Annotated in this window: 25 protein-coding genes; 17 read left to right on the forward strand and 8 right to left on the reverse strand. The window is 42.6% G+C overall.

The window, feature by feature from the left end; translation table 11 throughout:
- Positions 1-187: 187 nt before the first annotated feature.
- Complete coding sequence (locus tag AC1DV1_RS29170) at positions 188-781, reverse strand: DUF6624 domain-containing protein (protein WP_477367556.1); 594 nt, start codon at positions 779-781, stop codon at positions 188-190.
- A gap of 331 nt (positions 782-1,112) precedes the next feature.
- On the opposite strand from AC1DV1_RS29170, the gene AC1DV1_RS29175 reads away from it, so the two are divergent.
- The 6 genes from AC1DV1_RS29175 (at position 1,113) to AC1DV1_RS29200 (ending at position 6,978) form a co-directional block, all read left to right on the forward strand.
- Positions 1,113-1,598 carry a thermonuclease family protein gene (locus AC1DV1_RS29175; protein WP_477367559.1) on the forward strand — a complete coding sequence of 162 codons (486 nt, stop codon included), beginning with the start codon at positions 1,113-1,115 and terminating at the stop codon, positions 1,596-1,598.
- Between the two features lie 39 nt (positions 1,599-1,637).
- Positions 1,638-4,079, forward strand: coding sequence for a penicillin acylase family protein (locus AC1DV1_RS29180; RefSeq protein ID WP_477367562.1), 2,442 nt, complete (start codon positions 1,638-1,640; stop codon positions 4,077-4,079).
- A 4-nt stretch (positions 4,080-4,083) separates the two neighbouring features.
- Positions 4,084-4,437, forward strand: coding sequence for a hypothetical protein (locus tag AC1DV1_RS29185; RefSeq protein ID WP_477367565.1), 354 nt, complete (start codon positions 4,084-4,086; stop codon positions 4,435-4,437).
- Positions 4,438-4,441: 4 nt separating this feature from the next.
- Positions 4,442-5,347, forward strand: a complete 906-nt coding sequence (locus tag AC1DV1_RS29190) for a tetratricopeptide repeat protein (RefSeq protein WP_477367568.1) — start codon at positions 4,442-4,444, stop codon at positions 5,345-5,347.
- Positions 5,348-5,683: 336 nt separating this feature from the next.
- Positions 5,684-5,983, forward strand: coding sequence for a hypothetical protein (locus tag AC1DV1_RS29195; protein ID WP_477367571.1), 300 nt, complete (start codon positions 5,684-5,686; stop codon positions 5,981-5,983).
- On the forward strand, positions 5,980-6,978 hold the full coding sequence (locus tag AC1DV1_RS29200; RefSeq protein WP_477367574.1) for a fumarylacetoacetate hydrolase family protein: 999 nt from the start codon (positions 5,980-5,982) through the stop codon (positions 6,976-6,978). Before AC1DV1_RS29195 ends, AC1DV1_RS29200 begins: the two co-directional genes overlap by 4 nt.
- An 88-nt stretch (positions 6,979-7,066) precedes the next feature.
- Here the strand turns inward: AC1DV1_RS29200 and AC1DV1_RS29205 are convergent, their stop codons facing one another.
- From AC1DV1_RS29205 to AC1DV1_RS29215, 3 genes are all read right to left on the reverse strand, one after another.
- The gene (locus AC1DV1_RS29205) at positions 7,067-7,741 is read right to left on the reverse strand and encodes a lipid-binding SYLF domain-containing protein (protein ID WP_477367577.1); all 675 of its coding nucleotides are present in this window, start codon (positions 7,739-7,741) and stop codon (positions 7,067-7,069) included.
- A gap of 246 nt (positions 7,742-7,987) precedes the next feature.
- Positions 7,988-8,659, reverse strand: coding sequence for a lipid-binding SYLF domain-containing protein (locus AC1DV1_RS29210; RefSeq protein WP_477367580.1), 672 nt, complete (start codon positions 8,657-8,659; stop codon positions 7,988-7,990).
- A gap of 88 nt (positions 8,660-8,747) precedes the next feature.
- Positions 8,748-9,227 (reverse strand): DUF1203 domain-containing protein, encoded by a 480-nt coding sequence (locus AC1DV1_RS29215; RefSeq protein ID WP_477367583.1) that lies wholly within the window; start codon positions 9,225-9,227, stop codon positions 8,748-8,750.
- Between the two features lie 199 nt (positions 9,228-9,426).
- On the opposite strand from AC1DV1_RS29215, the gene AC1DV1_RS29220 reads away from it, so the two are divergent.
- The gene (locus AC1DV1_RS29220) at positions 9,427-10,413 is read left to right on the forward strand and encodes a LuxE/PaaK family acyltransferase (protein WP_477367587.1); all 987 of its coding nucleotides are present in this window, start codon (positions 9,427-9,429) and stop codon (positions 10,411-10,413) included.
- A gap of 59 nt (positions 10,414-10,472) precedes the next feature.
- Entirely contained in the window at positions 10,473-11,177 is a 705-nt protein-coding gene (locus AC1DV1_RS29225; RefSeq protein WP_477367590.1) for a PH domain-containing protein, read from the forward strand.
- Between the two features lie 26 nt (positions 11,178-11,203).
- Here AC1DV1_RS29225 and AC1DV1_RS29230 read toward each other — a convergent pair whose 3' ends face one another.
- The 4 genes from AC1DV1_RS29230 to tyrS all read right to left on the reverse strand — a co-directional run bounded on the left by AC1DV1_RS29230 (position 11,204) and on the right by tyrS (position 14,705).
- Positions 11,204-12,088 (reverse strand): GLPGLI family protein, encoded by an 885-nt coding sequence (locus AC1DV1_RS29230; protein WP_477367593.1) that lies wholly within the window; start codon positions 12,086-12,088, stop codon positions 11,204-11,206.
- A 247-nt stretch (positions 12,089-12,335) separates the two neighbouring features.
- A complete protein-coding gene (locus tag AC1DV1_RS29235; RefSeq protein WP_477367596.1) occupies positions 12,336-12,791 on the reverse strand; it encodes an RES family NAD+ phosphorylase in 456 nt (151 codons plus the stop codon).
- Complete coding sequence (parS, locus tag AC1DV1_RS29240; RefSeq protein WP_477367599.1) at positions 12,791-13,285, reverse strand: type II RES/Xre toxin-antitoxin system antitoxin; 495 nt, start codon at positions 13,283-13,285, stop codon at positions 12,791-12,793. Before parS ends, AC1DV1_RS29235 begins: the two co-directional genes overlap by 1 nt.
- 136 nt (positions 13,286-13,421) lie before the next feature.
- A complete protein-coding gene (gene tyrS / locus AC1DV1_RS29245) occupies positions 13,422-14,705 on the reverse strand; it encodes a tyrosine--tRNA ligase (protein WP_477367602.1) in 1,284 nt (427 codons plus the stop codon).
- A 170-nt stretch (positions 14,706-14,875) separates the two neighbouring features.
- Between tyrS and AC1DV1_RS29250 the strand changes: the two genes are divergently transcribed.
- From AC1DV1_RS29250 to AC1DV1_RS29290, 9 genes are all read left to right on the forward strand, one after another.
- Positions 14,876-15,538: an ACP phosphodiesterase gene (locus AC1DV1_RS29250; RefSeq protein WP_477367605.1), complete on the forward strand. Its 663-nt coding sequence runs from the start codon at positions 14,876-14,878 to the stop codon at positions 15,536-15,538.
- 199 nt (positions 15,539-15,737) lie between these two features.
- Positions 15,738-17,717, forward strand: coding sequence for a 30S ribosomal protein S1 (gene rpsA, locus AC1DV1_RS29255; protein ID WP_477367608.1), 1,980 nt, complete (start codon positions 15,738-15,740; stop codon positions 17,715-17,717).
- Positions 17,718-17,788: 71 nt separating this feature from the next.
- Positions 17,789-18,334 (forward strand): RNA 2'-phosphotransferase, encoded by a 546-nt coding sequence (locus AC1DV1_RS29260; protein ID WP_477367611.1) that lies wholly within the window; start codon positions 17,789-17,791, stop codon positions 18,332-18,334.
- An 8-nt stretch (positions 18,335-18,342) separates the two neighbouring features.
- A complete protein-coding gene (locus AC1DV1_RS29265) occupies positions 18,343-18,738 on the forward strand; it encodes an ACT domain-containing protein (protein ID WP_477367614.1) in 396 nt (131 codons plus the stop codon).
- Positions 18,739-18,906: 168 nt separating this feature from the next.
- Entirely contained in the window at positions 18,907-19,452 is a 546-nt protein-coding gene (gene pyrR / locus AC1DV1_RS29270; protein ID WP_477367617.1) for a bifunctional pyr operon transcriptional regulator/uracil phosphoribosyltransferase PyrR, read from the forward strand.
- A gap of 63 nt (positions 19,453-19,515) precedes the next feature.
- The gene (locus tag AC1DV1_RS29275) at positions 19,516-19,896 is read left to right on the forward strand and encodes a four helix bundle protein (protein WP_477367620.1); all 381 of its coding nucleotides are present in this window, start codon (positions 19,516-19,518) and stop codon (positions 19,894-19,896) included.
- 84 nt (positions 19,897-19,980) lie between these two features.
- Complete coding sequence (locus AC1DV1_RS29280) at positions 19,981-20,907, forward strand: aspartate carbamoyltransferase catalytic subunit (protein ID WP_090467170.1); 927 nt, start codon at positions 19,981-19,983, stop codon at positions 20,905-20,907.
- 7 nt (positions 20,908-20,914) lie between these two features.
- Positions 20,915-21,463 carry a hypothetical protein gene (locus AC1DV1_RS29285; protein WP_477367623.1) on the forward strand — a complete coding sequence of 183 codons (549 nt, stop codon included), beginning with the start codon at positions 20,915-20,917 and terminating at the stop codon, positions 21,461-21,463.
- 10 nt (positions 21,464-21,473) lie between these two features.
- Positions 21,474-22,904 carry a serine hydrolase domain-containing protein gene (locus AC1DV1_RS29290; RefSeq protein WP_477367626.1) on the forward strand — a complete coding sequence of 477 codons (1,431 nt, stop codon included), beginning with the start codon at positions 21,474-21,476 and terminating at the stop codon, positions 22,902-22,904.
- Positions 22,905-23,312 lie beyond the last annotated feature (408 nt).

Consider the following 23,312-nt stretch of genomic DNA (forward strand, 5'->3'; position numbering starts at 1 on the left):
CATTGGTTCATTGGTTCATTGGTTCATTGGTTCATTGGTTCATTGGTTCATTGGTTCATTGGTTCATTGGTTCATTGGTTCATTGGTTCATTGGTTCATTGGTTCATTGGTTCATTGGTTCATTGGTTCATTGGCAAAATAGCAGATAAGTTAGGTAAATTATATTAATTGTTGACTATCGGAATTATCATCTGTTAAATTGCTTTACATAATCGGCCAGCGGCCCTAAATTCATTTGCTTCCTCAGCTTGTCGACCATTTTAGGGTATTTTAACGGGAAGGGTGCCGATTTTCCTGTTTTAGGGTCGCGCTTTATTTGGGTACCGTAAATTTGTTTTTGATTTCTGCCTACCAATACCCTGTCGGTTAGCAAAGCGTAGTTGCTTTTGTCGGCATTGTTTTTATCCACTTCTTTTTTTAGTAGTATCAGTACCCTTTCCTGGAAAGCAATATCATCATCGCAATGCTGTACTATTGCCCAAAAATGGTTGCTTGTTTCGCCAACCTGGTCGTAACCGGGGAAACCGTATTTTTTGATGATGAGCTTTGCTTTAACCTCATTGATACTATCTGTTTCGGCCCATTTTTGCTGGATAGTTTCGGCGCTGTAAGCCGATTTTCGATTTCGCTGCAGTTTTTGATCTTCTACCCGCCAAAATTGGTCGTCCTTAAACATCGAGTCAATTTTTTTAATTAATGCAGGGTTCAATTTGCTGGTTTGGGCTGATGAAGGGAGATCAAAGCATCCACAAAGTAAGAGTAGAAGGGCTAATGTTTTCATATTAACTAAAGATATAGTTAATTAAAGTTAAATTCAAAACCGATAAAAGATTATCCTCATAAGAACATAGTTATCCGATCAAAATTCAAATGTTTCTGAACCGGAATTTATGGAATTGATGAATTAGCAAAATTCTAAAAATTCCTGAATTCGATGAATTCCGGCTCAGACAAAAAATCACAATCGGTAAAAAAATACGCTCATCATCTGCATATTTGCACATCTGAAATCTGCACATCCAATTTTCATGTTAAAAAAATATTTCTCGCTATTCCTTGTCATTGTTCTCTTGCTCTGGGGCTGTAACCCCAAGCCCGACTACCTGTATAAAGTGGTGAAAATTAAAGATGGCGACACCATAGGTTTGCTGAGCAGCGATAACCAACAAGTGACAGTAAGGCTGGCCGAAGTGGATTGCCCCGAAAAAACACAGGCCTTTGGGCAGGCGGCTAAAAAGTTTACTTCGGATTTGTGCTTTGGCAAGTATGTAAAACTGGTAGGTAACGTGCATGACCGTTATGGCCGCACCGTAGCATTGGTTATTTTGGAGGATGGCACCAATGTAAATTACCAGCTGGTAAAAAGCGGTTACGCCTGGCAGTACAAACAATATTCGCAAAGTGYCCAGCTGGCCGGGTATGAGCAGGAAGCCCGCCAAAGCAGGCTGGGCCTTTGGGCCGATGGCAACCCGACACCGCCATGGGAGTACAGGCGCGAGAAAAAAGCGGGTGCTCTGACAGCCCAACCTGACAGCCTGCAGCAAAAACCAAAAAAACATTATCGCAAGCGTAAGTCAAAGCTTGAAGAAGCATATTAAAACCTTAACTTTATAGTCGATATCCCCCTCATTTGACTGATGAAATTTATAAAAGCCTTTTTTTCCATAGCCTTTACCCTTGCCCTTATCTGGTTATTGCAAACCAAACACGGCCCGGTACCACCGGTAGGGAGGTTTTTAAGCCCCGCAGACGGTTTTTGGCAAAATGCCGAGAGCAAACATATTTTGGCTTCGCGTACATTAAATCTTCCTGGCCTTACCGGCAAGGTTATTATTAAGTACGATGAAAACCGAATCCCCCACATATTTGCTGATAACGAACATGATTTGTACTACGCCCAGGGCTATGTAACCGCAACAGAGCGCCTTTGGCAACTGGACATACAAACCCGGAGTGCCGCAGGCCGCCTTGCCGAAATTGCCGGCCCGCAGGCTTTGGAGATTGACCGCTACCACCGCCGCATGGGGATGGTTTACGGTGCCGAAAATTCTTTGAAAGAAATGATGGCCGCCAAACCCATTCGCGAAATGATTTTGGCGTATACAGATGGCATTAACGCTTACATACATCAGCTTGGGCCGCGCGAATACCCGCTGGAGTTTAAATTGCTGGACTACGCCCCTGAAGATTTTAAACCCATTAACTGCGCGTTTTTACTGAAGCTAATGTCCGAAACGCTGGCGGGCGGCTCCAACGAGTTTGCCATGAGCAATGTGCTTAAAAAGTTTGGCGCCAACGCCACTAACGACCTGTTCCCGGATTATCCGATGCGCGAAGATCCTATTATTCCCGCAGGTACCAAATGGAACTTTAAGCCGTTGTCTATCCCAAAACCATCCGGCAGTTTCTTGGCAGCTATGAATGATAGCGCCAAACGCGTAGTAAAAGAGGAAGGTATTGGCAGTAACAACTGGGCGGTTGCAGGCAGCAAAACTGCTAATGGTTACCCTATTTTGGCTAACGACCCGCATTTAAATTTAACCTATCCATCCATCTGGTTCCAGCTGCAGCTTTCGGCGCCGGGGGTAAATGTGTATGGTGTAAGTTTGCCGGGCGCGCCCAGCGTCATATTGGGTTTTAACAACAACATTAGCTGGGGTATTACCAACGTAGATGCCGATGTGCTTGATTGGTACCAGGTTAAATTTAAAGATGATAAAAAGAACGAGTACTGGTACAATAACCGGTGGAACAAAACCACCCGCAGGGTAGAGGTGATTAATATCCGCGGCGAAAAATCATTAATTGATACCGTTATTTACACCCATCACGGGCCGGTAGTTTACGAAGATAAAAGTAAAACCACCGCGCATACGCCCGGCTTTGTGCCCATTGGCGATGCCTTACGATGGATAGCACACGACAAATCAAACGAGTTGATGACCATGTACATTCTGAACCACGGTAAAAATTACGATGATTACCGCAAGGCGCTTACTTATTTTAATGCTCCTGCATCAAACTTTGTATTTGCCAGCCGCGATAAAGACATAGCTATAACCCCCAACGGTAAATTCCCGCTGAAATATAAAGACCAGGGAAAGTTTATATTGGATGGCACCGACCCGGCCGATGACTGGCACGGCTGGATTCCGTTCGATCAAAACCCAACGGTTAAAAATCCGCCCCGGGGGTTTGTAAGTTCGGCCAACCAATCATCAACAGATCAAACCTACCCGTACTATATTAACTGGCAGTTTGCCCCATACCAGCGTGGCAAGCGCATTAACGACAGGCTTAGCGTGATGCACAACGCCACTGTAGATAGTATGCGGATATTACAGACGGATGTATACAGCATCCGTGCCCAGGATATGATGCCCGTGCTGCTCAAATATCTTGATGCAACTAAACTGGATAAAACCCAAACAATAGCTTATAACACAGTAAAAAACTGGGATAAAAACTTCTCTGTAAACTCAGTAGGTGCAAGCATTTTTAACGCGTGGTGGCTTAAAATATATGATATGATATGGAGTGATGATTTTGCCGCCAAAAACCTGCGGGACAATTACCCATCAATGGACCGTACCGAAAAACTGATAGCGAAGGAACCCAACTCCAAATGGTTTGACGATACCCGCACGCCTGTTAAAGAAACCTGTACGGAGATCATCAACGCGGCATTTACCAACGTGGTTGATGATTTGGTGCACAAATATGGCCAACCCGGCCAGGCATGGGAGTGGGGGAAGGTTAAGAAAATGGAGATAGCCCACCTTACCAACCAGGAAGCCCTAAGCTCGGGCAATTTTGAATCGGGCGGAACAGGATCAACCATCAACGCCTTAAATAACGGGCACGGCCCGTCATGGCGTATGGTGGTACAAATGGGTCCCACTGTAAAAGGCTACGGTATTTTCCCTGGCGGCGAAAGCGGCAACCCCGGCAGTTTTTATTACGATGATATGCTCAAAACCTGGCAAAATGGAGAGTTGAAGGAGTTGCTGTTTATGCAATCGCCTGCCGAAAAATCAAGCCGTATTAAAACAACCCTAACCATCAGCAATCAAAAATAAGCTTATGTTATTCCTCATTATCCTCATATTATCCTTTGCAAGCGGTTTCTTTTTACCCTGGTGGGTAGTGGCCATAGCTGCGTTTTTGGCCGCGCTGTTTGCCGGCAAAACAGCCAGGCAGGCTTTTATCTCGGGCTTTGGCGCTGTGTTTATCGTATGGGTGGTGCTGGCCCTGTTTAAAAGTATCCCTAACGATCACATTTTGGCCAAACGGATTGCCGCATTGTTTCATTTACCCTCATGGTGGCTCATACTGGTAATTACCGGTGTAGTTGGTGGTTTGGTGGCAGGGTTTGCTGCCTTATCGGGGTTGCTGGTAAAAAAGGCTTTTGAAAAGGAGGCCGATATACACGCGTAAGTTTATGGGATTAATAAATTATCTGAAGCGTAATATTAGTATATCTAAAAATTCGGCACAACAATTATTAAAAATTGCTATTGCCCATGAAGAACGTGGTGAAACGGCCGATGCTATAGCTTGTTATCATCGGGTCATTAAGGCCGACGAAAGTTGGGCGGTACCTCATTATAATCTCGGCCTGTTATACAAATATCAGTGCAATTGGCATTTATCATATGAGCATAATAAAATTGCAGTTGAACTGGATGAAGATGACAAGGCCGCGATTTGGAACCTGGGTATAGCCGCAACTGCATTGCATGATTGGGAAACCGCAAGAACATCCTGGAGTAAATTTGGTGTCAAAGTAGAAATTAACGACGAAGAACCTGATCTTGTATTAGGCGCGGTACCTATAAGATTAAACCCCGATACCGATGGCGAGGTTGTTTGGTGCAAGCGCATAGACCCGGCAAGAACAGTCATTGAAAATATTCCTTTAGGCAAATCAGGCCACAGGTTTGGTGATATGTTACTTAACGATGGCGCTGCCGTAGGGTATCGAAAGCTGGAAGATGGAACCGACGTGCCTGTATTTAATGAACTTCAGCTTTTAACTAAATCCGCATACAAAACTTTTTCGGTTAGCGCTTATATCAACACCGTGGATGATATCAATAAGCTGGGAGAGTTGTGTCGCAATTCCGGTGTTGAGATGGAAGATTGGTCGACCGTGAGGATGCTTTGTAAACAATGCAGCGAAGGCACTGCGCACACCGATCATGACCATGATTTACAAGTTGATGAGGATAGTGGGCGATACATTGGCCTTGCCGCAACAAACCACGAGGCTGTACAACAAGCGCTGGCCGACTGGCGGGCTATTACTTTGTGTGAGCATTCGGCAATTGTTTTAGAATTAGAGTAGATGATGGCTTTGCGAATTTTGAACCCTTCAGCGGCTGTTTAATTTCCTCAAGGGCGTAGCCCTGGCACATTTTGTAGCAAGGGGTTTCAACCCGGGGCTAATAGATGATCCGTTCGCTATGCGGACGCTGATATGGGTAAAAGAAAATATAGTAGATAAGAAGCTGATTTTTTTGACTGTGTATTTAAGCTTTTTGACTTTACTTTTGCGTCCTGGCGTCTTAGCGCGAAAAAACATTAACGTAAAAATTGCCAGGCATGCATAAAATTTATCAAAGCGATATCCCTCATTAAAATTCATTAGCTTTGATATAACCGTTTATAAAATCAGCCAAACATGAGGATAAGAGTAATACCCACGTTACTTGCCATCTTAGTTTTTGTTTTTTTGACCGTATTTTACTCCAAAAATAACGCTCCCGTTGATGGTGTAACATCAATGGGCTTCCCTTGGCTTGTTTATTGGAAGCTTGGTGCAAAAACAGTTGATCATCAGTATCATCAATATTTTTCTGCGCCCTGTTTGATATTGGATTTAGGCATTGCCTTACTCACCATAGCGACCTGCAATGTGATGTTTCATTTGTTATATCTCCGAAAGACCTTTCTAACCACTTATAAAACCAAAAATCCATGAAATTAGTATCCTACAAAACCGAAGACCGGGAGCATTTGGGCGTTTTTGTGAACGGCCATATTTATAACCTCAACTCCTGCGATAAGCTGATACCCGATAATATGAACGAGTTTTTGTGGGGCGGCGATGAGCTGATGGATCACGCACGCAGGGTATACGCCGCAATCAGCAGCGGTAGTATGGAAGCAAAAGAAGAATTGTTTTTTGAGTTAATGGCCCCCGTGCCTCACCCATCATCATGCCGCGACGCCTACGCCTTCAGGCAGCATGTAGAAACTGCCCGCCGTAACCGTGGTGTTGCCATGATCCCCGAATTTGACCAATACCCTATATTTTATTTTACCAACCATAACGCCATACAAGGCGCCGGTGAAATTGAATGCATGCCCGATCATTTTGATAAGCTTGATTTTGAATTGGAAGTGGCGGTTGTGCTTAATAAAAAAGGCCGCAACATCAGGGCGGCAGATGCTGATAGTTTTATTGCCGGGTTCATGATCATGAACGATATGAGCGCCCGCACCCTGCAAATGGAAGAGATGCTGCTAAACCTTGGGCCCGCAAAAGGAAAAGATTTTTCGACCGTGATTGGCCCCTGGCTGGTAACGCCCGATGAACTGGAAAAATATAAGGTACCGGCTAAACAAGGCCATACGGGTAATGCTTATAACCTGGACATGAAATGTGTGGTAAACGGTAAACAAGTATCGGCAGGTAATATGGCTGATATGGAATGGACCTTTGCCGAGATCATCGAACGTTGCGCTTATGGATGCGATGTGTTGCCCGGCGATGTAATAGGATCCGGAACGGTTGGTACCGGCTGTTTCCTGGAACTAAACGGAACAGGATTGTTAAACGATGCATCTTATCAGCCCCAGTGGCTAAAAGACGGTGACCTGGTAGAAATGGAAGTTACCGGCCTGGGTATGCTTGGCAATATAATTACAAAAGCTAAAGATGATTTTTCGATACTAAGCCTGAAGAAGAAATAGTTCTAAGTCTTAAGTCCGAAGTCTAAAGTCTGATTTGTTTTCTCGACTTTAAACTTAAGACTTCGGACTTAAGACTTAGAACTTGAGACTATTTAAAATCTTTTAAAGCATCTTTCAGGTCCTTAACTTCTTCCGAATCGTTTTTTGCGCTTTCAAAAATGTCCTGCGAAGAATCGGTATTGCCGTAAAAGTTTTCGTCGGCATTGTTATCGATATTCAGGCCCGAGCCGTTCAGGCTGATGCCTGCAAAAAGACCACGGCTACGCGAATAGGAATAAATTTCGGCCTCCAGTTTATAGTCGGTAGTTGCCGATTTATTGCGGTTAACCGGGCCGGCTGCAGCAGATATATCGCCACCGATAGTAAAATTGCCTTTTTTGATATCGGTTAACACACTTTTATGACGGAACACCAGGATCAGATCAACAGATTGTACACCTATCTGGAAGCCAACGCTTCCGCCTGTAAGGGTAACAAAAACCGGGTCGCTCCATTTACCATCGGCAAGCTTCACCATAGCTACGCCCTTGCCGCGTTTACCGCCAATGCCCAGGCCTGCATTAATCAATTTAGGGATAATTACGATGCCTTCATATTTTTTCATCAATTCGCTCGGGATGCTTTCTTTCATCTCGGCAAAGTTCTTGAGCACGGTGGCCGAATTTTGGATCCGCTCCGTTTCTTTATCATCGGCTTTGGCCGATATCAGCACAAAAAACAGGCTTAATATTAACGGGAATTTTAACAGTTTTAACGTTTTCATGGGGTGTGTAAATTAAATGCAATGTTAGCAATTAACGTAAGCAACTCATAAAACGTGCAGTTGTTTGTGTTATTTATTAACCTTTGTATGACTTACGGGGAAATCGCGGTAAATAAAATTGTGGCTTATAAACCAATGGCGATGAAGTTAAATAACTCATCGCCATTGATTTGTTTTAGCTAAAAACTAACGCAGTTGCTTTTTTTAGCGGAAAAACGATCAGGCATTTTGCTGAAATTTCGATGCTTAAAAAGCGCTCAAAGTTTCCTTTAACACAACAACCGACTCTTTTTTACTGTTAGACATAGCGAAAATATCTTTCGACGAATCGTTATTTCCATAAAAATTAGCGTTGGCCGTTTTGTCGATACCAAGGTTTGAGCCATTGATGGTAATGCCCGCAAATAAGCCCCGGCTGCGCGAGTAGGAGTATACCTCGGCTTCCAGTTTGTAATCGGTGCTGGCTGTCGAGCTACGGCCAACCGGGCCGGCTGCTGCCGAGATATCGCCACCAATGGTAAAGTCGCCGTTCTTAACTTTAGTCAGCACTCCTTTATGACGGAATACCAAAACCAGGTCAACTGATTGTACGCCTATTTGCAAACCAAAACTGCCACCGGTTAAAGTAACAAAAACGGGGTTGCTCCATTTACCGTCGGCCAGTTTTACCATGGCAATACCCTTACCACGCTTGCCACCTATGCCCAGGCCGGCGTTAATTAGTTTGGGTATAATTACGATGCCCTCATATTGTTGAAGCAGTTGGCGCGGTATGCTTTCCTTCATTTTAGAAAAGTCTTTTAATACGTTTGAAGCGCTGTGCACACGTTCGTTTTCCTTGTCGCCGGCTTTTGCCGATATCAGTACAAAGAATAGGCTAAGCATCAATGGGATAGCCAAAAATTTTAATGTTTTCATGGGGTATGGTTTTTAATGTTATTGTTGATGTATTATCAACCCATATACCCCATTGGTTGTTTTTAAATTAAATTATTTAACTGTGTTGTTATCTGCGTTCAATTTTGCATATAAAACAACAGGCCTGGGCGTTGCGCGCATGCAGGTATTCGATGTTGGGATACTGGTCAAATAACTCGTTTATCAATTCCTCCACGTCAGCATCGCCAACCAAACGGGTCACGGCCATCATCTGGTCTTTATTGTACCCAATAAGTGATAGCGGGAAGCTTTGTTTATTCGCCTTAATCTCGGGCGGAAAGCGGAATATGTCGGTATACTCATCTACGTCTTCTGCATTCACAAATACCGGCCCGGGTTGGTTGTAAGCATTTTCAAGTTCAAAGGGCGAGTGTTTAAATAATAACCGCTTGTCAACACCTTTGTTAAAGGGTTTTAAAGAGATGCGGCAGGGGCCCAGGCCGGTTGCCAGTTGTTCAACAACGGGGTTGCCAAAATCATCGGTCATGGTTGTTTTTATTTTTTGGACGAACGCTTTGGATAGCGGCACGATTTTAAAGTTGTTCATGGCGTTTTTTTTTATTTAGATCAAAGGTGGTAGTAAGAGCAGCGGATTAAAACCCGGAACTTGCGGAAATTGATGTGCAAGTGTGTAGATTTCAGATTATTCGTCCCATTTTGTTGGGCAGTTTAGATATAGATAGATAAAAACATCTGCACATCTTGAATTTGAAATCTGCCCATCCGATTCCATATCTTTGCGCCTGATGACGATGCCCGGTAAACAACAGGTTTTTTCGATAAATAGTAAAGAGCAGTTTGAGCAAACAGCTCTGCAGGTTTTTAAATACCAGGCCCAAAATTGCGCCATATACAGGCAGTTTATCGACGGTTTAAAAATCGATTTAGTGCAGGTTGATACGGTTGAAAAAATTCCTTTTTTGCCCATTGAGTTTTTTAAATCGCATGCCATTGTTAGTTCAAATGATCCAGTTGAGGTCACGTTTACCAGTTCGGGCACTACGGGTATGATAACCAGTAGCCATCATGTAACTGATAAAACGTGGTATGAAGATAGCTTCAGGAATGCCTTCAGGTTGTTTTATGGCGATATTAAGGACTATACGGTATTAGCGCTGTTGCCTTCTTATCTGGAGCGTGAAGGCTCATCGCTTATTTATATGGTTGATGATTTGATAAAACAGTCTGATAACCCGGATAGTGGCTTTTTTTTGTATAACCACGATGAACTTTATCAACAGCTTATAAAACAACAGCAAGCTCAAAAGCCTACTTTATTAATAGGGGTTACCTTTGGGTTGCTTGACTTTATTGAGCAGTACAATATTCATTTCCCCGAATTGATTGTAATGGAGACAGGGGGAATGAAAGGCCGCCGCAAGGAGATGATCCGCGAGGAGTTGCACCAGGTTTTGTGTAAAGGGTTCGGAGTAAGTACTATACATTCCGAATACGGGATGACGGAGCTGTTGTCACAAGCTTACTCAAAAGGGGAGGGGATTTTTGATTGCCCGCCCTGGATGCAAATCATCATCCGCGATACTAACGATCCTATCACTACGTTAAGCAATGGAAAAACAGGCGGAATTAACGTGATCGACCTGGCCAATATCAATTCCTGCTCGTTTATAGCCACCCAGGATTTGGGTAAAACCTATGCCGATGGCTCGTTTGAGGTGTTGGGTCGGTTTGATCAAAGCGATATTCGTGGGTGTAATTTGCTGATTGCTTAAAACTTATAGCCAACTTAAGTATTATTGTTATTTTTGCACGCATCATAAATGYTGAAAACATGATTGAGAAATTTTTAAACGAGGAACAAGATCCAAAAACGGTTGAGAAAGTTTATTTCCGCCTGGTCGACCTGCTTTCTTCTGGTGAAGAGATCATTTACATAGCGGTTCAGAAAAAGCCATTGGTGAATTTGTTTCCGGATTGCATTGCCATAACCAATAAACGTATCTTATTTTTTACCCCGGCCAACCTGGGCCTGTCCATCAAATTTGTTGATTTTGTATGGAAGGATATTGTTGATGTATATACAAAAGAAGAAATTATTGGCGCTATATTCAGCGTAAAAACCACAAACGGCGCCGAAATGGCTGTTGATTACCTGCCTAAAGTGCAGGGCCGTAAGTTATACCAGTACGCCCAGGAACGTAAAGAAGTTGAACGCGAAGCCCGCCGCCAACGCGACCTTGAACAAAAACGCGCAGAATCTGGCGCTGTTCAGTTTGACAACGCTGCCCGTACAGCACCTACTCAGCAGGTGTTTGCTGCCCAGCCACCGGTAGCCGTGCCACAAATACCAACGCCGGTGCCAGTGGCTCCGCCCGTTCCAACTCCGGCTCCCGAGCCAATTGTGCAACAAGCTGCCCCCCCAAAACCGGACGAACTTACTGAAAAGTTAAAGAGGCTTAAAATGCTTTTTGATAATGGCCTGATATCGCAGGAAGAGTACAATGCCAAAAAGCTTGATCTGTTAAGCGATTTTTAAAAAAAGTAAACCTGCCTAACGCAGGTTTACTTTTTTTCGGGTAATTCTATCGGGTTGTTATTTGTTTTGGAGTTTAAATTATCGCTCCTGGTAATATTTATAGACGATATTTTATTAGGGTCGATATTGGCAAGGGACGGCCCTGTGTTTCGTGAACCGCCACTGAAACTACCATGTGCACTTTTCATAAACCCTTGCGGATCTTTGTCCCTCGCTTCTTTTAGCCGGGCTAATTCTTTTGACTGTGTTTTAATGTCATCAGCGGGGGGCTGTATGGTTTGCTTGCTTTGGCTAATGTCCTCAAAACCCATAAATTTAAAAACAACTTCTTTTTTTACGTCAGCTGCCTGTACAATTAAACCGGGGAGGCCATTTAGTTTCCATGGGCCGTTTTTAAACGGAATGTCGGCACAGAACCATGCTTCATAGTCGCGCCCTTTAAAATGAGCAGTAGCCTTTTGGCAATGTAGTGTGCCGATACTCAAAGTGTCATTTTGTATCGTCCAGTTAATAACGGGCAGTGATTCCTCTGTCAAATAAAAGTTAATAATCTTTTCTTCGGTGTATAGCTTTTTTGGGGCCGTGTATTGGTAGTACTCCTCATTGCTTATCACGCCACCTCCGGTAATAGTTAAAGAAAGATGATTAGGGTCGGCGGCCCCTTTAACTTGGTTTGCAATTTCGTTGGCCATTTTTTCTTCCTGTTGTTGCTTGGTAAGGCTTCGGTAAACGCTTGCATTACGGCCAGATAGTAAAACCATAGTTTCTTTATAGGGCTTGGTGCGGTTAGTTGTATCCCTTATATGAGTAAACTCGTAAGTGGTTTTTGCAATTGCCAAATCCGGCGTTTGGGCCAATGCATTGTAAACTGAAAAGCATATACTTATGAGTAATACTGTAAAGGTTTTCATATCGGTTATTATAATTTGTTTCGAGGTTTTGTAAAACTAATATTTTAGTTATGGTAATTGCAAGTGTTTTTACAATTACTATAACCTGTAGTAAAAGATAAAACAGCTGGTTTTTTTATTTGAGTTTGCTTGCTGGAGGGGGAGAGGATCAAATGCTAATACAGTAGGAGGCGAGATTTAAAAAAACTATCGGGTGCAGTTTTATTTAGGGATAGTTAAAGCACTTAATTAGCTAAAAAAGTAATAGCTAATTTAAAAGTCGCTCATCAAAGCTAAATGTTTCTGTGTTTGTTAGTTTTACCGCTGATGCAGCCGGATGTAATGGATTTATAAGGTAGTTATATTCGGCAGGCACAATGGATGAGGGAACTTTCATTACCAGGTATTCGCGTTTTTTTAAAAACTCATCCCCCAATTGACGTAATGCCACCGGGGCAGGTATATCCCGCCAGTGTGGGGGCAACAATGCCGGGTTTAGGGTATAGATATTATCTTCGGGGATCTCAATTTCTACAAGGCAAAAATTGTCAGGTATCAATAGGGGAGGCAAATGGACCAATACTTCAAGCACCGCCAGCGCCCGTGATGAAGCCGTGTAAAGCATCGATTTACCTTCACTGTTCCACCGGCCTCCATATAAACGGGCTCCTGTGCCTGTTAAATCACCGGCATAGTTGCAGTTGGCAATGCGGAATAGTATCATCAGGCAAAAATACCGTGCTCAATTCGGCCCAATTCTTTAAAAACCATATCAAAACCTGCGGATGTATCCAGGATGGTAACCGGGGCTTCGCCTTTGAATATAAGTGACGGAGTTTTTATCCAGGTTTTGAATTTATCCATCGAACCAAAAACTTCCTGCCCACGGGTATAAAGGCGGGCAAGCTCAACGGCTTTTTCGGCGTATTCAGTTTTAATAATGGCATCGTCTTCGTAACGCTGTAAAGTACGTTCGCTAATGTGTAAGATAACGGCTAACTCCTGTAGGGTTAAAGATATTTTTTTTGCCAGTGAAAGTAGCGCACTTTTAGGGAAACCTTGACGAGCGAGGTTAATGATGTCAAAATCGGAGTTGAGCGTTAATGCTTTTGTACCTCCAAGCAAGTTATAAAACGAATGCATAGTACCCATGCTGCCATAGGCTACCATAGGCTCGTGGAGCACGTTTTGCGTTTCTTTTTTTGTTTTGTACGACATATATACAAATATAATTACCATTTGTCGTATATACAAATATTAGTCAATAAAAAAGCGATGAGTTTTCGGCTCATCGCTTTTTTACTTAATAGAAGACTTGTGAACTTTCAAAAACTTCGCAAGCCTGATCATGTGCTTATTCGGCCACTATCAAAAAGTAATTCTTTTTCCCTTTCTGCGCCACTATAAATTTTCCGTTTAACAGAGCATCTGCATTATAAACGTCATCGGCCGTTGCAATCTTTACCTTGTTTATTGATGCGCCACCACCAACAATCGTTTTCTTTGCTTCGCCCTTTGATGGGAAGATGGTGGTTTTAACAGCTAACAAATCGGTAATGCTGATTCCCTCGTGTAATTCAGTTAACGAAATTGCAAAGTTGGGTACACCAGCAAATAAAGCCAATACCTCGGCATCGTTTAGTTCGCTTAAAAACTCTATGCCAACATTCCCAAATAAAAACTCTGATGATTTAATCGCTTTTTCATACTCGGCTTCGCCATGCACGCGAATGGTAATATCTTTTGCCAATGCTTTTTGTAACACTCTGGTATGTGGTGCTGCATCATGCTCGGTTTCCCAGGCTTCAATCACTTCGCGATCATACAAGGTAAATATCCTGATGTAGGCCTTCGCGTCAACATCGGTAGTGTTTAACCAAAACTGGTAAAACTGGTAAGGCGATGTACGTTCCGGATCAAGCCAAACGGCGCCGCTTTCGGTTTTGCCAAATTTGGTCCCATCTGCTTTTTTTATTAATTGGGTAGTAAGTGCAAAAGCTTCGCCTGCATCTTTCCTGCGAATCAGCTCGGTGCCGGTAACAATATTGCCCCATTGGTCGCTGCCACCCATTTGTATGGTGCAATTATGGTGTTTCCATAGGTAATAAAAATCATATCCCTGCACCAACTGATAAGTAAACTCGGTGAATGACATCCCGGTATCACCTTCCAGGCGTTTCTTAACCGAATCTTTGGCCATCATGTAGTTTACGGTGATGTGCTTTCCAACATCGCGGATAAAATCGAGGAAAGTAAAACTCTTAAACCAATCGTAATTGTTCACCATTTCGGCACTGTTCATGCCGCTGTCAAAATCCAGAAAACGGGTAAGTTGCGCCTTTACAGCCTCCAGGTTATGTTGCAAAACATCTTCAGATAATAAATTGCGTTCCTGCGATTTGCCCGAAGGGTCGCCCACCATGCCGGTAGCACCGCCAACCAGCGCGAATGGTTTATGGCCCGCGCGCTGAAAGTGGATCAGGGTCATGATCTGTGTAAGGTGGCCTACGTGCAGCGAATCTGCAGTTGGGTCAAATCCTATATATCCCGAAGCCATACCTTTATTAAGCATTTCTTCGGTGCCTGGCATAATGGTATGCAGCATGCCGCGCCAGGTTAGTTCTTCAACAAAATTCATATTAAGTGTTGTTTCAAAGGTTGCAAAGATATAAAGCTAAAGCACAAAGTTACCAAAATGTAACTTTAGGAAACTTTTTGTCAACCGTTAACTACACGTAAAATCTATTTCAAATAATTACTTATTCTTTGTATCTTGAGCAAAACGGGGTATTTTGCAACTCAATGCTTATGAATTTTTTATCGCATTATTATTTCGACAGGGATACCAGCAACTGTTACCACGTATTGGGAACGGTACTGCCCGACCTGTTGAAGAATGCTGATAAACACATTATCCTGCACCCCGAAAAACTGCAACACCCTGATAACGATGTTAATTCTATTATAGTAGGCTGGAATAAGCACCTGGCTGTCGACAGGTATTTTCACTCTTCTGGTTTTTTTGCAACCCACTCGCACGAGTTAAAAAAACTCCTGCGCCCTGCTATCGAAGGCTCGCCGGTAAAGCCATTTTTTTTGGGCCACATAGCATTGGAGCTTATTATAGATAATTTGCTATTAACCACGGGTAAAGTAAAGGTTGATGAGTTTTATGACCATCTATCCGGCTGTAAAACAGAAACTATAAACGAGTTTCTGACCTTTTCCGGTCTGAAAAACACTGAAGTGTTTTTTAAATTTTACGAAAAATTTAAAGCGAGCAAATACCTGCATACCTATGCCGAAACCCACCAGATAGCCTATGCGCTTAAGCGTATTTGTATGCGGGTATGGAAAGATCCTTTTACGCCGCAGCAGGAAGAGGCGATGAATGACGTGTTAGGTATATACCGCGATTACCTGGAAGGTAACTTTATGACAATCTTTGCCGAGATAGAGGCCAAATTATAGCGCATCTAACAGGTTGATGTAACGCGTTTTCAATAAAAAAGATGCCGTTGCTTTAATCGCCTGCTCAAAAAATGAATCCATCGGCTCAAAAAGGCTTAAATATCAGCAATTAACATTAAATAATTCTTTTTTTAATAAAATTATGTCCTTACCTTTGCAGTCCCAATTAACAAATTGGGAAAAGGAGATAAATTATTTAATGGCAAAAAAACAAGAAGCAGAAAAAGAATTAAAAGCGAAAGAAGCTGAACTGGGTACAGTTACCGCATCTGGCGAAAAAGAAACTATTGAATCAGAAGCTGATTCAATCTCGATCGAAGAGATCAAATCTAAAATTGCAGCTACACCAAGCGAAGATTTCGACTGGGATGCAGACGACAAAAAATTTGGTAACTACAGCGATAGCGACCGTGAAAAATTTGAGAAATTGTATGATGGAACTTTCAGCTCTATCACCAAAGGCGAAATCATCACCGGTATTGTTGTTAACGTTAACAACAAAGATGTAGTTCTGAACGTAGGATTTAAATCAGACGGTTTAGTTTCAGTTTCAGAATTCCGTGATACACCTGATCTTAAGATCGGTGATTCAGTTGACGTATTTGTAGAGTCACAAGAAGATGCTAACGGTCAGTTAGTACTTTCACGTAAACGTGCAAAAACTCAAAAATCATGGGAGCGCATTAATTCAGCACTTGATAATGATGAAATCATCACTGGTTTTGTGAAGAGCAGAACTAAAGGTGGTTTAATTGTTGATATCATGGGCGTTGAAGCCTTCTTACCAGGTTCACAAATCGATATTAAACCTATCAGGGATTACGATGTGTACGTTGGTAAAACAATGGAATTCAAAGTTGTTAAAATCAACCACGAGTTTAAAAACGTAGTGGTATCGCACAAAGTGCTGATTGAAGACGATTTGGAAAACCAAAAAACAGAAATCGTTGCCCGCCTTGAAAAAGGTCAGGTATTGGAAGGTACTGTTAAAAACATTACAGACTTTGGTGTATTTATTGACCTTGGTGGTGTTGATGGTTTATTACACATTACTGATATTTCATGGGGCCGTATTGAGCATCCGCGCGAAATTCTTGCATTGGATCAAAAAATCAACGTTGTTGTGCTTGATTTTGATGACGAGAAAAAACGTATTGCTCTGGGCTTAAAACAATTAACTCCACACCCTTGGCAGTCGCTTGACGAGAATATCGTTGTAGGCTCGAAAGTAAAAGGACGTATTGTTACTGTTGCTGATTACGGTGCATTCCTTGAAATCATCCCTGGTGTTGAAGGTTTAATCCACGTATCAGAAATGTCATGGTCACAAAATCTGCGTAACCCTCAGGAATTCCTGAAAGTTGGTGACGAGATTGAAGCACAAGTGTTAACACTTGACCGCGACGAACGCAAAATGAGCTTAGGTGTTAAACAATTAACTCCTGATCCATGGCAAAACGCTGGCGAGAAATACGCTATCGGCACAACTCACGTTGCTACAGTTAAAAACATGACCAACTTTGGTGTGTTTGTTGAACTGGAAGACGGAATTGACGGCTTAATCCACATCAGCGACTTATCATGGTCTAAAAAAGTTAACCACCCTAATGAATTCACTAAAGTTGGTGAAAAATTAAACGTGGTTGTTTTAGAGCTTGATATCGATAACCGTAAATTAAGCTTAGGCCACAAACAGCTTGAAGAAAACCCTTGGGATACTTTTGAAACCATCTTCACTATTGATTCAATACATGAAGGTACCGTGTTAAAAGTAACCGACAAAGGTGCTATCGTAGCTTTACCTTACGGTGTTGAAGGCTTTGCGCCAACCAAACACCTGGTTAAAGAAGACGGCAAAAGCGTTAAAGCTGAAGAAGCTGCTGAATTCAAAATCATTGAATTTAACAAAGAAAACAAACGTATCGTAATTTCACACTCACGTATATGGGAAGAAGCTCGCGCCGACGCTCGTGTTCAGGAATTTGAAAACCGCAAAAAAGAAGCAAAATCTGCAAGCAACGCGGTTAAAAAAGTGAAAGAATCAGTTGAAAAATCAACTTTAGGCGACCTTAGCGTATTAGCTCAGTTAAAAGAGCAAATGGAAGGTGCTGAAAGCAAAGCCCGTAAAGCTGCGCCAGCCCCTGCTGCTAAAAAAGAATCTGAAGGCGAAGAAGCATAAGCTTTTAAACTAAGCAATTCTTAAGCCCTTCCGATTATTCGGAAGGGCTTTTTTTATAACCTTAAATACCAATGAAGGATACAAAACAAACCAGTAAGCTCATTAGCTACTGGCTCAGGCATCACCCTGAAGATGGCAACCTCAGCATAGACGATTTTGGCTGGGCGTCGGTTGATGAGCTGATTAAAGCACTCGCCACAAAGGGCCACGTTTTTACCCATGCCGAAATTGTGGAACTAAGCAAATCATTTGATAAAGTGAGGTGGGAATTTAGTGACGATGGCAGTAAGATAAGGGCTACGCACGGCCATTCCATCGAAGTGATTTTGGATGAAAAGGCTGTTAAGCCGCCTGCTTTGCTTTATCATGGTACATCGTCAAATAAGTTAGACGCTATCAGCAAAAATGGCTTGCTTGCTATGCAGCGACAGTTTGTACATTTATCAACAGATAGGGAAGTAGCGGTGTCGGTTGGAAAAAGGCACGGCAAGCCCTTGCTTATAGAAATTGATGCTGCAGCCTTATCGGCCGACGGGTGGGTGTTTTATCAAACAAGCGAGAACGTTTGGCTAACTACCAATATCCCGGTTAAATATCTTAAAATTGAACAAAAGTAGTTTAAACCATGGCGGGAGAAACCAACCTCGACAACCTATTGAGAAATATGACTCCCTTATTGAATGAGGGGGATTATGTTTATTGTACTGTTACCGATATTGATACTATTGATATCAAAAACGTTTTGGGTATTTTTAAAGAAGAGGAAGCCGTTACAGTTATCCTTAAAAAGGAAATTGCCGATCAACTGAGTTTAAAATACGAATACATTGCCGCCTGGATTACGTTAACTATCCATTCTTCCTTAGAAGCCACCGGCCTTACCGCCGCTTTCTCTGCCGCTTTGGCCAAAGAAGGAATTAGCTGTAACGTAGTTGCCGCCTATTATCACGACCATATTTTTGTAGCTAAAAAGGATGCAGAACGGGCAATGGAGGCCTTGAAGCAATTGGCAAAGCAATAAAACAAAGGATACTACTATCCGCGACATCTGAATTAAAAAATGACGTGATAGGCTTTGTCATGAGTAGAAACAAAGCAATGGCCAATCTATTGCAGCAACATCCACTTGCAAAACTCATCACTCAAAACTCAAAACTATTTACTATTTTTGCCCAAATCCACCCATACGATGCAAAATCTAACGCTGCTCGACGGACAGAAATTTCAGATCACCATACAACGTTTGTGCCGCCAGTTAATTGAAAATCATAACGATTTTTCGGGCTCTGTATTGATTGGTATTCAGCCAAGGGGCATTTATCTGGCCCGCCGGGTTGCCGAAGAGCTCCGCAAGATCCTCCCCGAAAGTAAAATTATGCAGGGCGACCTGGATATCACCTTTTACCGCGACGATTTCCGCCGCCAGGGATCGCCATTGGTGCCCAATCAAACTAAAATTGATTTTATTATCGAAGGCAAAAAAGTGATCATGATGGACGATGTACTGTGGACAGGCCGTACCATCCGTGCAGCCATGGACGCCATGCAAGCATTTGGTAGGCCCGAGAAGGTAGAGTTGCTGACGTTGGTTGACAGGCGATATTCAAGACATATACCGGTAGCGGCAGATTACGTAGGAATTGAAGTAGATTCTATTGCGAGTCAAAAGGTGGTGGTAAGCTGGAAAGATACCGATGGCGAGGATAAGATTGTGCTGGTGTCGGAAGCACAATAGGTATTTCGGATTTCGGATGTTCGATTTCGGATTTAAGGGAGCAGAGATTTTTGATTTGTATGCATGGATAAAATAGAACTAAAACGAAGGACAAGTAAATTTTCTATCGATGTTATCGAGTTTATAGAAGGACTTCCCCGAAATCGTTCGTTGGATATTTTATCAAACCAACTGATAAGATGCGCTACATCTGTTGGGGCAAATTACAGGTCGGCATGCAGAGGGAAATCAACAGCTGATTTTATAAATAAGATAGTTATAGTTGAAGAAGAGGCAGACGAGTCTATCTACTGGTTAGAATTAATGGAAGAATCAGCGCTTATAGATCCAAACAGTATAACAGCATTAAAGAAAGAAGCTAATGAACTCACAGCAATATTTACCGCAATTGGTAAAACTGCAAAAGAGAAACAGCGGATTAATAAATTAGAAATCAAAAAATAAATTCTGAAATCAGAGAATCAGAAATCGGACAATCAAAAATAAAAAAATCCGAAATCGAACATCCGAAATCCGAAATCAAAAATCATGGCAGGACTAAGCACAAGGCACTTATTAGGCATAAAAGATTTAAACCGGGCAGATATTGAGTTGATATTTGAAACCGCCGATACCTTTAAATCCGTTTTAAACCGACCGATAAAGAAAGTGCCTTCTTTACGCGATGTAACCATTGCCAATATATTTTTTGAAAACTCCACTCGTACCCGTTTGTCGTTTGAACTGGCAGAGAAGCGCCTTTCGGCAGATGTGGTGAACTTCGCGGCATCATCTTCGTCGGTAAGTAAGGGCGAAACGCTAATTGATACCGTGAATAACATCCTGGCCATGAAGGTGGATATGGTGGTAATGCGGCATCCTTATGCAGGTGCAGGCATCTTCTTGTCTAAACACGTAAAAGCCCAGATAGTAAACGCAGGCGATGGCGCACATGAGCACCCTACGCAGGCGTTGCTGGATGCATTTTCTATCCGCGAAAAATATGGCGACGTAGCCGGCAAAAAGGTGGTAATTGTGGGCGATATTTTGCACTCAAGGGTTGCCCTATCAAACATCCTTTGCCTTAAGCAATTGGGTGCCGAGGTTATGGTGTGCGGGCCCACAACGCTGATCCCTAAATATATTGGCTCATTAGGTGTTAAAGTGGAGCATAACCTGATCAAAGCCCTTAACTGGTGCGATGTAGCCAACATGCTGCGCATTCAGCTGGAGCGCCAGGATATTAAATATTTTCCATCTTTAAGGGAATATACCATGCTTTTCGGACTCAATAAAACGATACTTGATTCGTTAGATAAAGAGATCACGGTAATGCACCCTGGCCCGATCAATCGCGGGGTGGAAATTACAAGTGATGTAGCCGATAGCAAACAATCTATTATATTAGACCAGGTAGAGAATGGTGTGGCCGTGAGGATGGCCGTGCTGTATTTGCTGGCCGGACAAACGCCATAAAAATGTCATGAAAAAAGCTATTGTATTTGTAAAAAATAGTGCTTTTGAATTGATAATGGCTTTTGTTAACGTCGCTTTTTTGGCCAGCATGTTCATCAGGTATACAAGGTTGCAGGAAAATGTCATTTTCAGTGCCGTTTTTGTACTCTGGATTATAGCTGGGATACGGCACCGAAAACGTCGGGCTTTTGATCTTAAGGGAAAATGGCTCACACTCGATGATGTCGACAATATAAAATTTGTAAAGAAGTGGCAGGAAACCCGTAAAAAAGGTCCTTGGGGTTATTGTCTCAAAGACGGAACTGCAATTTGCGGATCGATATTGTTCCTGATATTAAGCTTGCTGGCATTTCTGCTGGTGTTCAACTTTGTGGGATGGGTGGAGGAAAGCCCTGCAAACATGTTCCAATTTATTGGTTTTACTTATATTTTGGCTACTGTTATTTCCGTTATCATATACAGGATAGCTTGGCCAAAAAAAGAGCGCAGGTTTAACAGGTTAACAGATCCGTTAAATCATGAGGCCTCATTAAAGACACTCCAGGAACCCGACTAAAAATTCGCAGATGAAATCCAAATCGCTTCATTGTTTAATTATATTCATCGTATTTTCGATGATTTCGTCTACCGCATCTGCCCAAAGCATCCAGCAACGCAAAACCGATTCGGTATTCGCTTTGGTAAAGCACTACTTTAATGCCAAACAGGCCGATTCCATATATGCCCTTGCTGGCGATAGCTTCAAAGCGCAGCTAAGCCGCACGGCTTTTGGGAATGTGAGCGAGAAACAGCTTTTTCCGCTGGGCGAGATCAGGGGATCATCGTTGGTCAGTTTTGTAAATAATAAGGTAGCTACCTATAAAGTGATCTTCAACAGCGTTACGTTACAATTGCTGATAGGCCTTGACCAGGCTAACAAGATTGATATTTTGCTTTTTCAGCCATTTAAAGAGGCTACAGCCCACAGGATAGAACGGGCTGCAACGTCGAACAAAATGCTTACCATTATAGATAACGCGGTAGCAGAAGCTGTTTCTCCTTACATTGAGCAGGCTAATACCGCCGGCCTCAGTATTGGTGTTTTAAAAGATAATAACATTAGCACTTACGGGTATGGCGAAACAGCCAAAGGCAAAAGTAACCTGCCCGACGCCAACACCATCTTCGAGATTGGTTCTATCACCAAAACTTTTACATCGGTTATTTTGGCCTACTATGTAAATGAAGGCAAGTTAAAACTGAGCGACCCCATCACCAAATACCTGCCCGATTCTGTGGCGGCCAATCCCAATTTAAAGGGTATTACACTGCTTACTTTAAGCAACCACACTTCTGGCCTGGAACGGATGCCCGATAATTTGCCAGCCAACACTGATCCTCTTAATCCCTATAAGCTATACAATAAAAAGTTCCTGTTCGCTTATCTAAAAACCTGTAAGCTAAACAGTGTGCCGGGCGAACAGTATGCGTATTCCAATTTGGCAGTGGGCTTGTTAGGAACCATACTTGCGCAGGTAAGCGGTAAAACTTACAATCAGCTGGTGGCCGATGTGATTTGCAAACCATTAAAAATGGAGAGTACAGCACAGTATTTAACAGCTGCGTTGCAGGCCCGTGAAGCTATTGTTTATAACGGCGAGGGTAATGTAACGCCTTTATGGGAATTTGACGCTTTGGCACCCTGTGGAGCTTTACATTCGTCGGTTAACGACTTGCTGACCTATGTTAAAGCCAATATGGATCCGCCCGACGATAAATTGGGCAGGGCTATGGAGTTAACCCATCAGTTAACTTTTAAAAAGGACGCTAAACTGGGCCTGGCCTGGCATATTATCACCGTTAACGGTATAGAGTACATTTTTCATAACGGTGGTACGTTTGGCAGCAGTTCGTTTTTAGCTTTTAACCGCGAGAAGAATCTTGCCGTAGTGGTATTATCAAACTGCGGCGAAACAGTAGATATGGTCGGGATAAATATTTTGAAGAAGTTGCAGTAAGCGCCTTTCTACGGCAATATTCAAACATAAAACATAATACAAAAGGTAATGATGCCAAAAATAGTTGGTGGAATTAGCTAAAAAAAGCAGTATATAGCAAATGCAGATATAAGAGTACCCAGGCTCTGCAGAGGTGCAACCTGCCAGCAATAATATTTGCGAACGATACCATGGCCGGACGAAAGTCCGGCTTATTTTATTCATGGTAGAGTTCAAATATGGCTAAGAAAACCTATTGCCATTTTGTTTATTCTTGAGGAACAAGTACCATAGAATAAACTCTTTTCTATGCGCAGGAGATAAGCCGCGATGTATATTCAAGTTGCCTTTCAGATGACCAAAGAACGATTCAAGCCCATTGGTCGTTTTGGGTATCCTCGGATTATCGATGTAACAAAACATATCGGG

Source organism: Mucilaginibacter sp. P4_D1 (genome assembly GCF_056401935.1).

What these genes read in the sequence shown, in the direction of transcription:
- AC1DV1_RS29210 (WP_477367580.1), bottom strand. Translation starts at nt 8,659, where the DNA reads ATGAAAACATTAAAATTTTTGGCTATCCCATTGATGCTTAGCCTATTC.
- AC1DV1_RS29220 (WP_477367587.1), top strand. Translation starts at nt 9,427, where the DNA reads ATGACGATGCCCGGTAAACAACAGGTTTTTTCGATAAATAGTAAAGAG.
- AC1DV1_RS29180 (WP_477367562.1), top strand. Translation starts at nt 1,638, where the DNA reads ATGAAATTTATAAAAGCCTTTTTTTCCATAGCCTTTACCCTTGCCCTT.
- AC1DV1_RS29275 (WP_477367620.1), top strand. Translation starts at nt 19,516, where the DNA reads ATGGATAAAATAGAACTAAAACGAAGGACAAGTAAATTTTCTATCGAT.
- AC1DV1_RS29290 (WP_477367626.1), top strand. Translation starts at nt 21,474, where the DNA reads ATGAAATCCAAATCGCTTCATTGTTTAATTATATTCATCGTATTTTCG.
- parS (WP_477367599.1), bottom strand. Translation starts at nt 13,285, where the DNA reads ATGTCGTACAAAACAAAAAAAGAAACGCAAAACGTGCTCCACGAGCCT.
- AC1DV1_RS29215 (WP_477367583.1), bottom strand. Translation starts at nt 9,227, where the DNA reads ATGAACAACTTTAAAATCGTGCCGCTATCCAAAGCGTTCGTCCAAAAA.
- AC1DV1_RS29190 (WP_477367568.1), top strand. Translation starts at nt 4,442, where the DNA reads ATGGGATTAATAAATTATCTGAAGCGTAATATTAGTATATCTAAAAAT.
- AC1DV1_RS29225 (WP_477367590.1), top strand. Translation starts at nt 10,473, where the DNA reads ATGATTGAGAAATTTTTAAACGAGGAACAAGATCCAAAAACGGTTGAG.
- AC1DV1_RS29200 (WP_477367574.1), top strand. Translation starts at nt 5,980, where the DNA reads ATGAAATTAGTATCCTACAAAACCGAAGACCGGGAGCATTTGGGCGTT.
- AC1DV1_RS29260 (WP_477367611.1), top strand. Translation starts at nt 17,789, where the DNA reads ATGAAGGATACAAAACAAACCAGTAAGCTCATTAGCTACTGGCTCAGG.
- AC1DV1_RS29185 (WP_477367565.1), top strand. Translation starts at nt 4,084, where the DNA reads ATGTTATTCCTCATTATCCTCATATTATCCTTTGCAAGCGGTTTCTTT.
- AC1DV1_RS29235 (WP_477367596.1), bottom strand. Translation starts at nt 12,791, where the DNA reads ATGATACTATTCCGCATTGCCAACTGCAACTATGCCGGTGATTTAACA.
- AC1DV1_RS29285 (WP_477367623.1), top strand. Translation starts at nt 20,915, where the DNA reads ATGAAAAAAGCTATTGTATTTGTAAAAAATAGTGCTTTTGAATTGATA.
- AC1DV1_RS29195 (WP_477367571.1), top strand. Translation starts at nt 5,684, where the DNA reads ATGAGGATAAGAGTAATACCCACGTTACTTGCCATCTTAGTTTTTGTT.
- rpsA (WP_477367608.1), top strand. Translation starts at nt 15,738, where the DNA reads ATGGCAAAAAAACAAGAAGCAGAAAAAGAATTAAAAGCGAAAGAAGCT.
- AC1DV1_RS29265 (WP_477367614.1), top strand. Translation starts at nt 18,343, where the DNA reads ATGGCGGGAGAAACCAACCTCGACAACCTATTGAGAAATATGACTCCC.
- pyrR (WP_477367617.1), top strand. Translation starts at nt 18,907, where the DNA reads ATGCAAAATCTAACGCTGCTCGACGGACAGAAATTTCAGATCACCATA.
- AC1DV1_RS29250 (WP_477367605.1), top strand. Translation starts at nt 14,876, where the DNA reads ATGAATTTTTTATCGCATTATTATTTCGACAGGGATACCAGCAACTGT.
- tyrS (WP_477367602.1), bottom strand. Translation starts at nt 14,705, where the DNA reads ATGAATTTTGTTGAAGAACTAACCTGGCGCGGCATGCTGCATACCATT.
- AC1DV1_RS29280 (WP_090467170.1), top strand. Translation starts at nt 19,981, where the DNA reads ATGGCAGGACTAAGCACAAGGCACTTATTAGGCATAAAAGATTTAAAC.
- AC1DV1_RS29230 (WP_477367593.1), bottom strand. Translation starts at nt 12,088, where the DNA reads ATGAAAACCTTTACAGTATTACTCATAAGTATATGCTTTTCAGTTTAC.
- AC1DV1_RS29205 (WP_477367577.1), bottom strand. Translation starts at nt 7,741, where the DNA reads ATGAAAACGTTAAAACTGTTAAAATTCCCGTTAATATTAAGCCTGTTT.
- AC1DV1_RS29170 (WP_477367556.1), bottom strand. Translation starts at nt 781, where the DNA reads ATGAAAACATTAGCCCTTCTACTCTTACTTTGTGGATGCTTTGATCTC.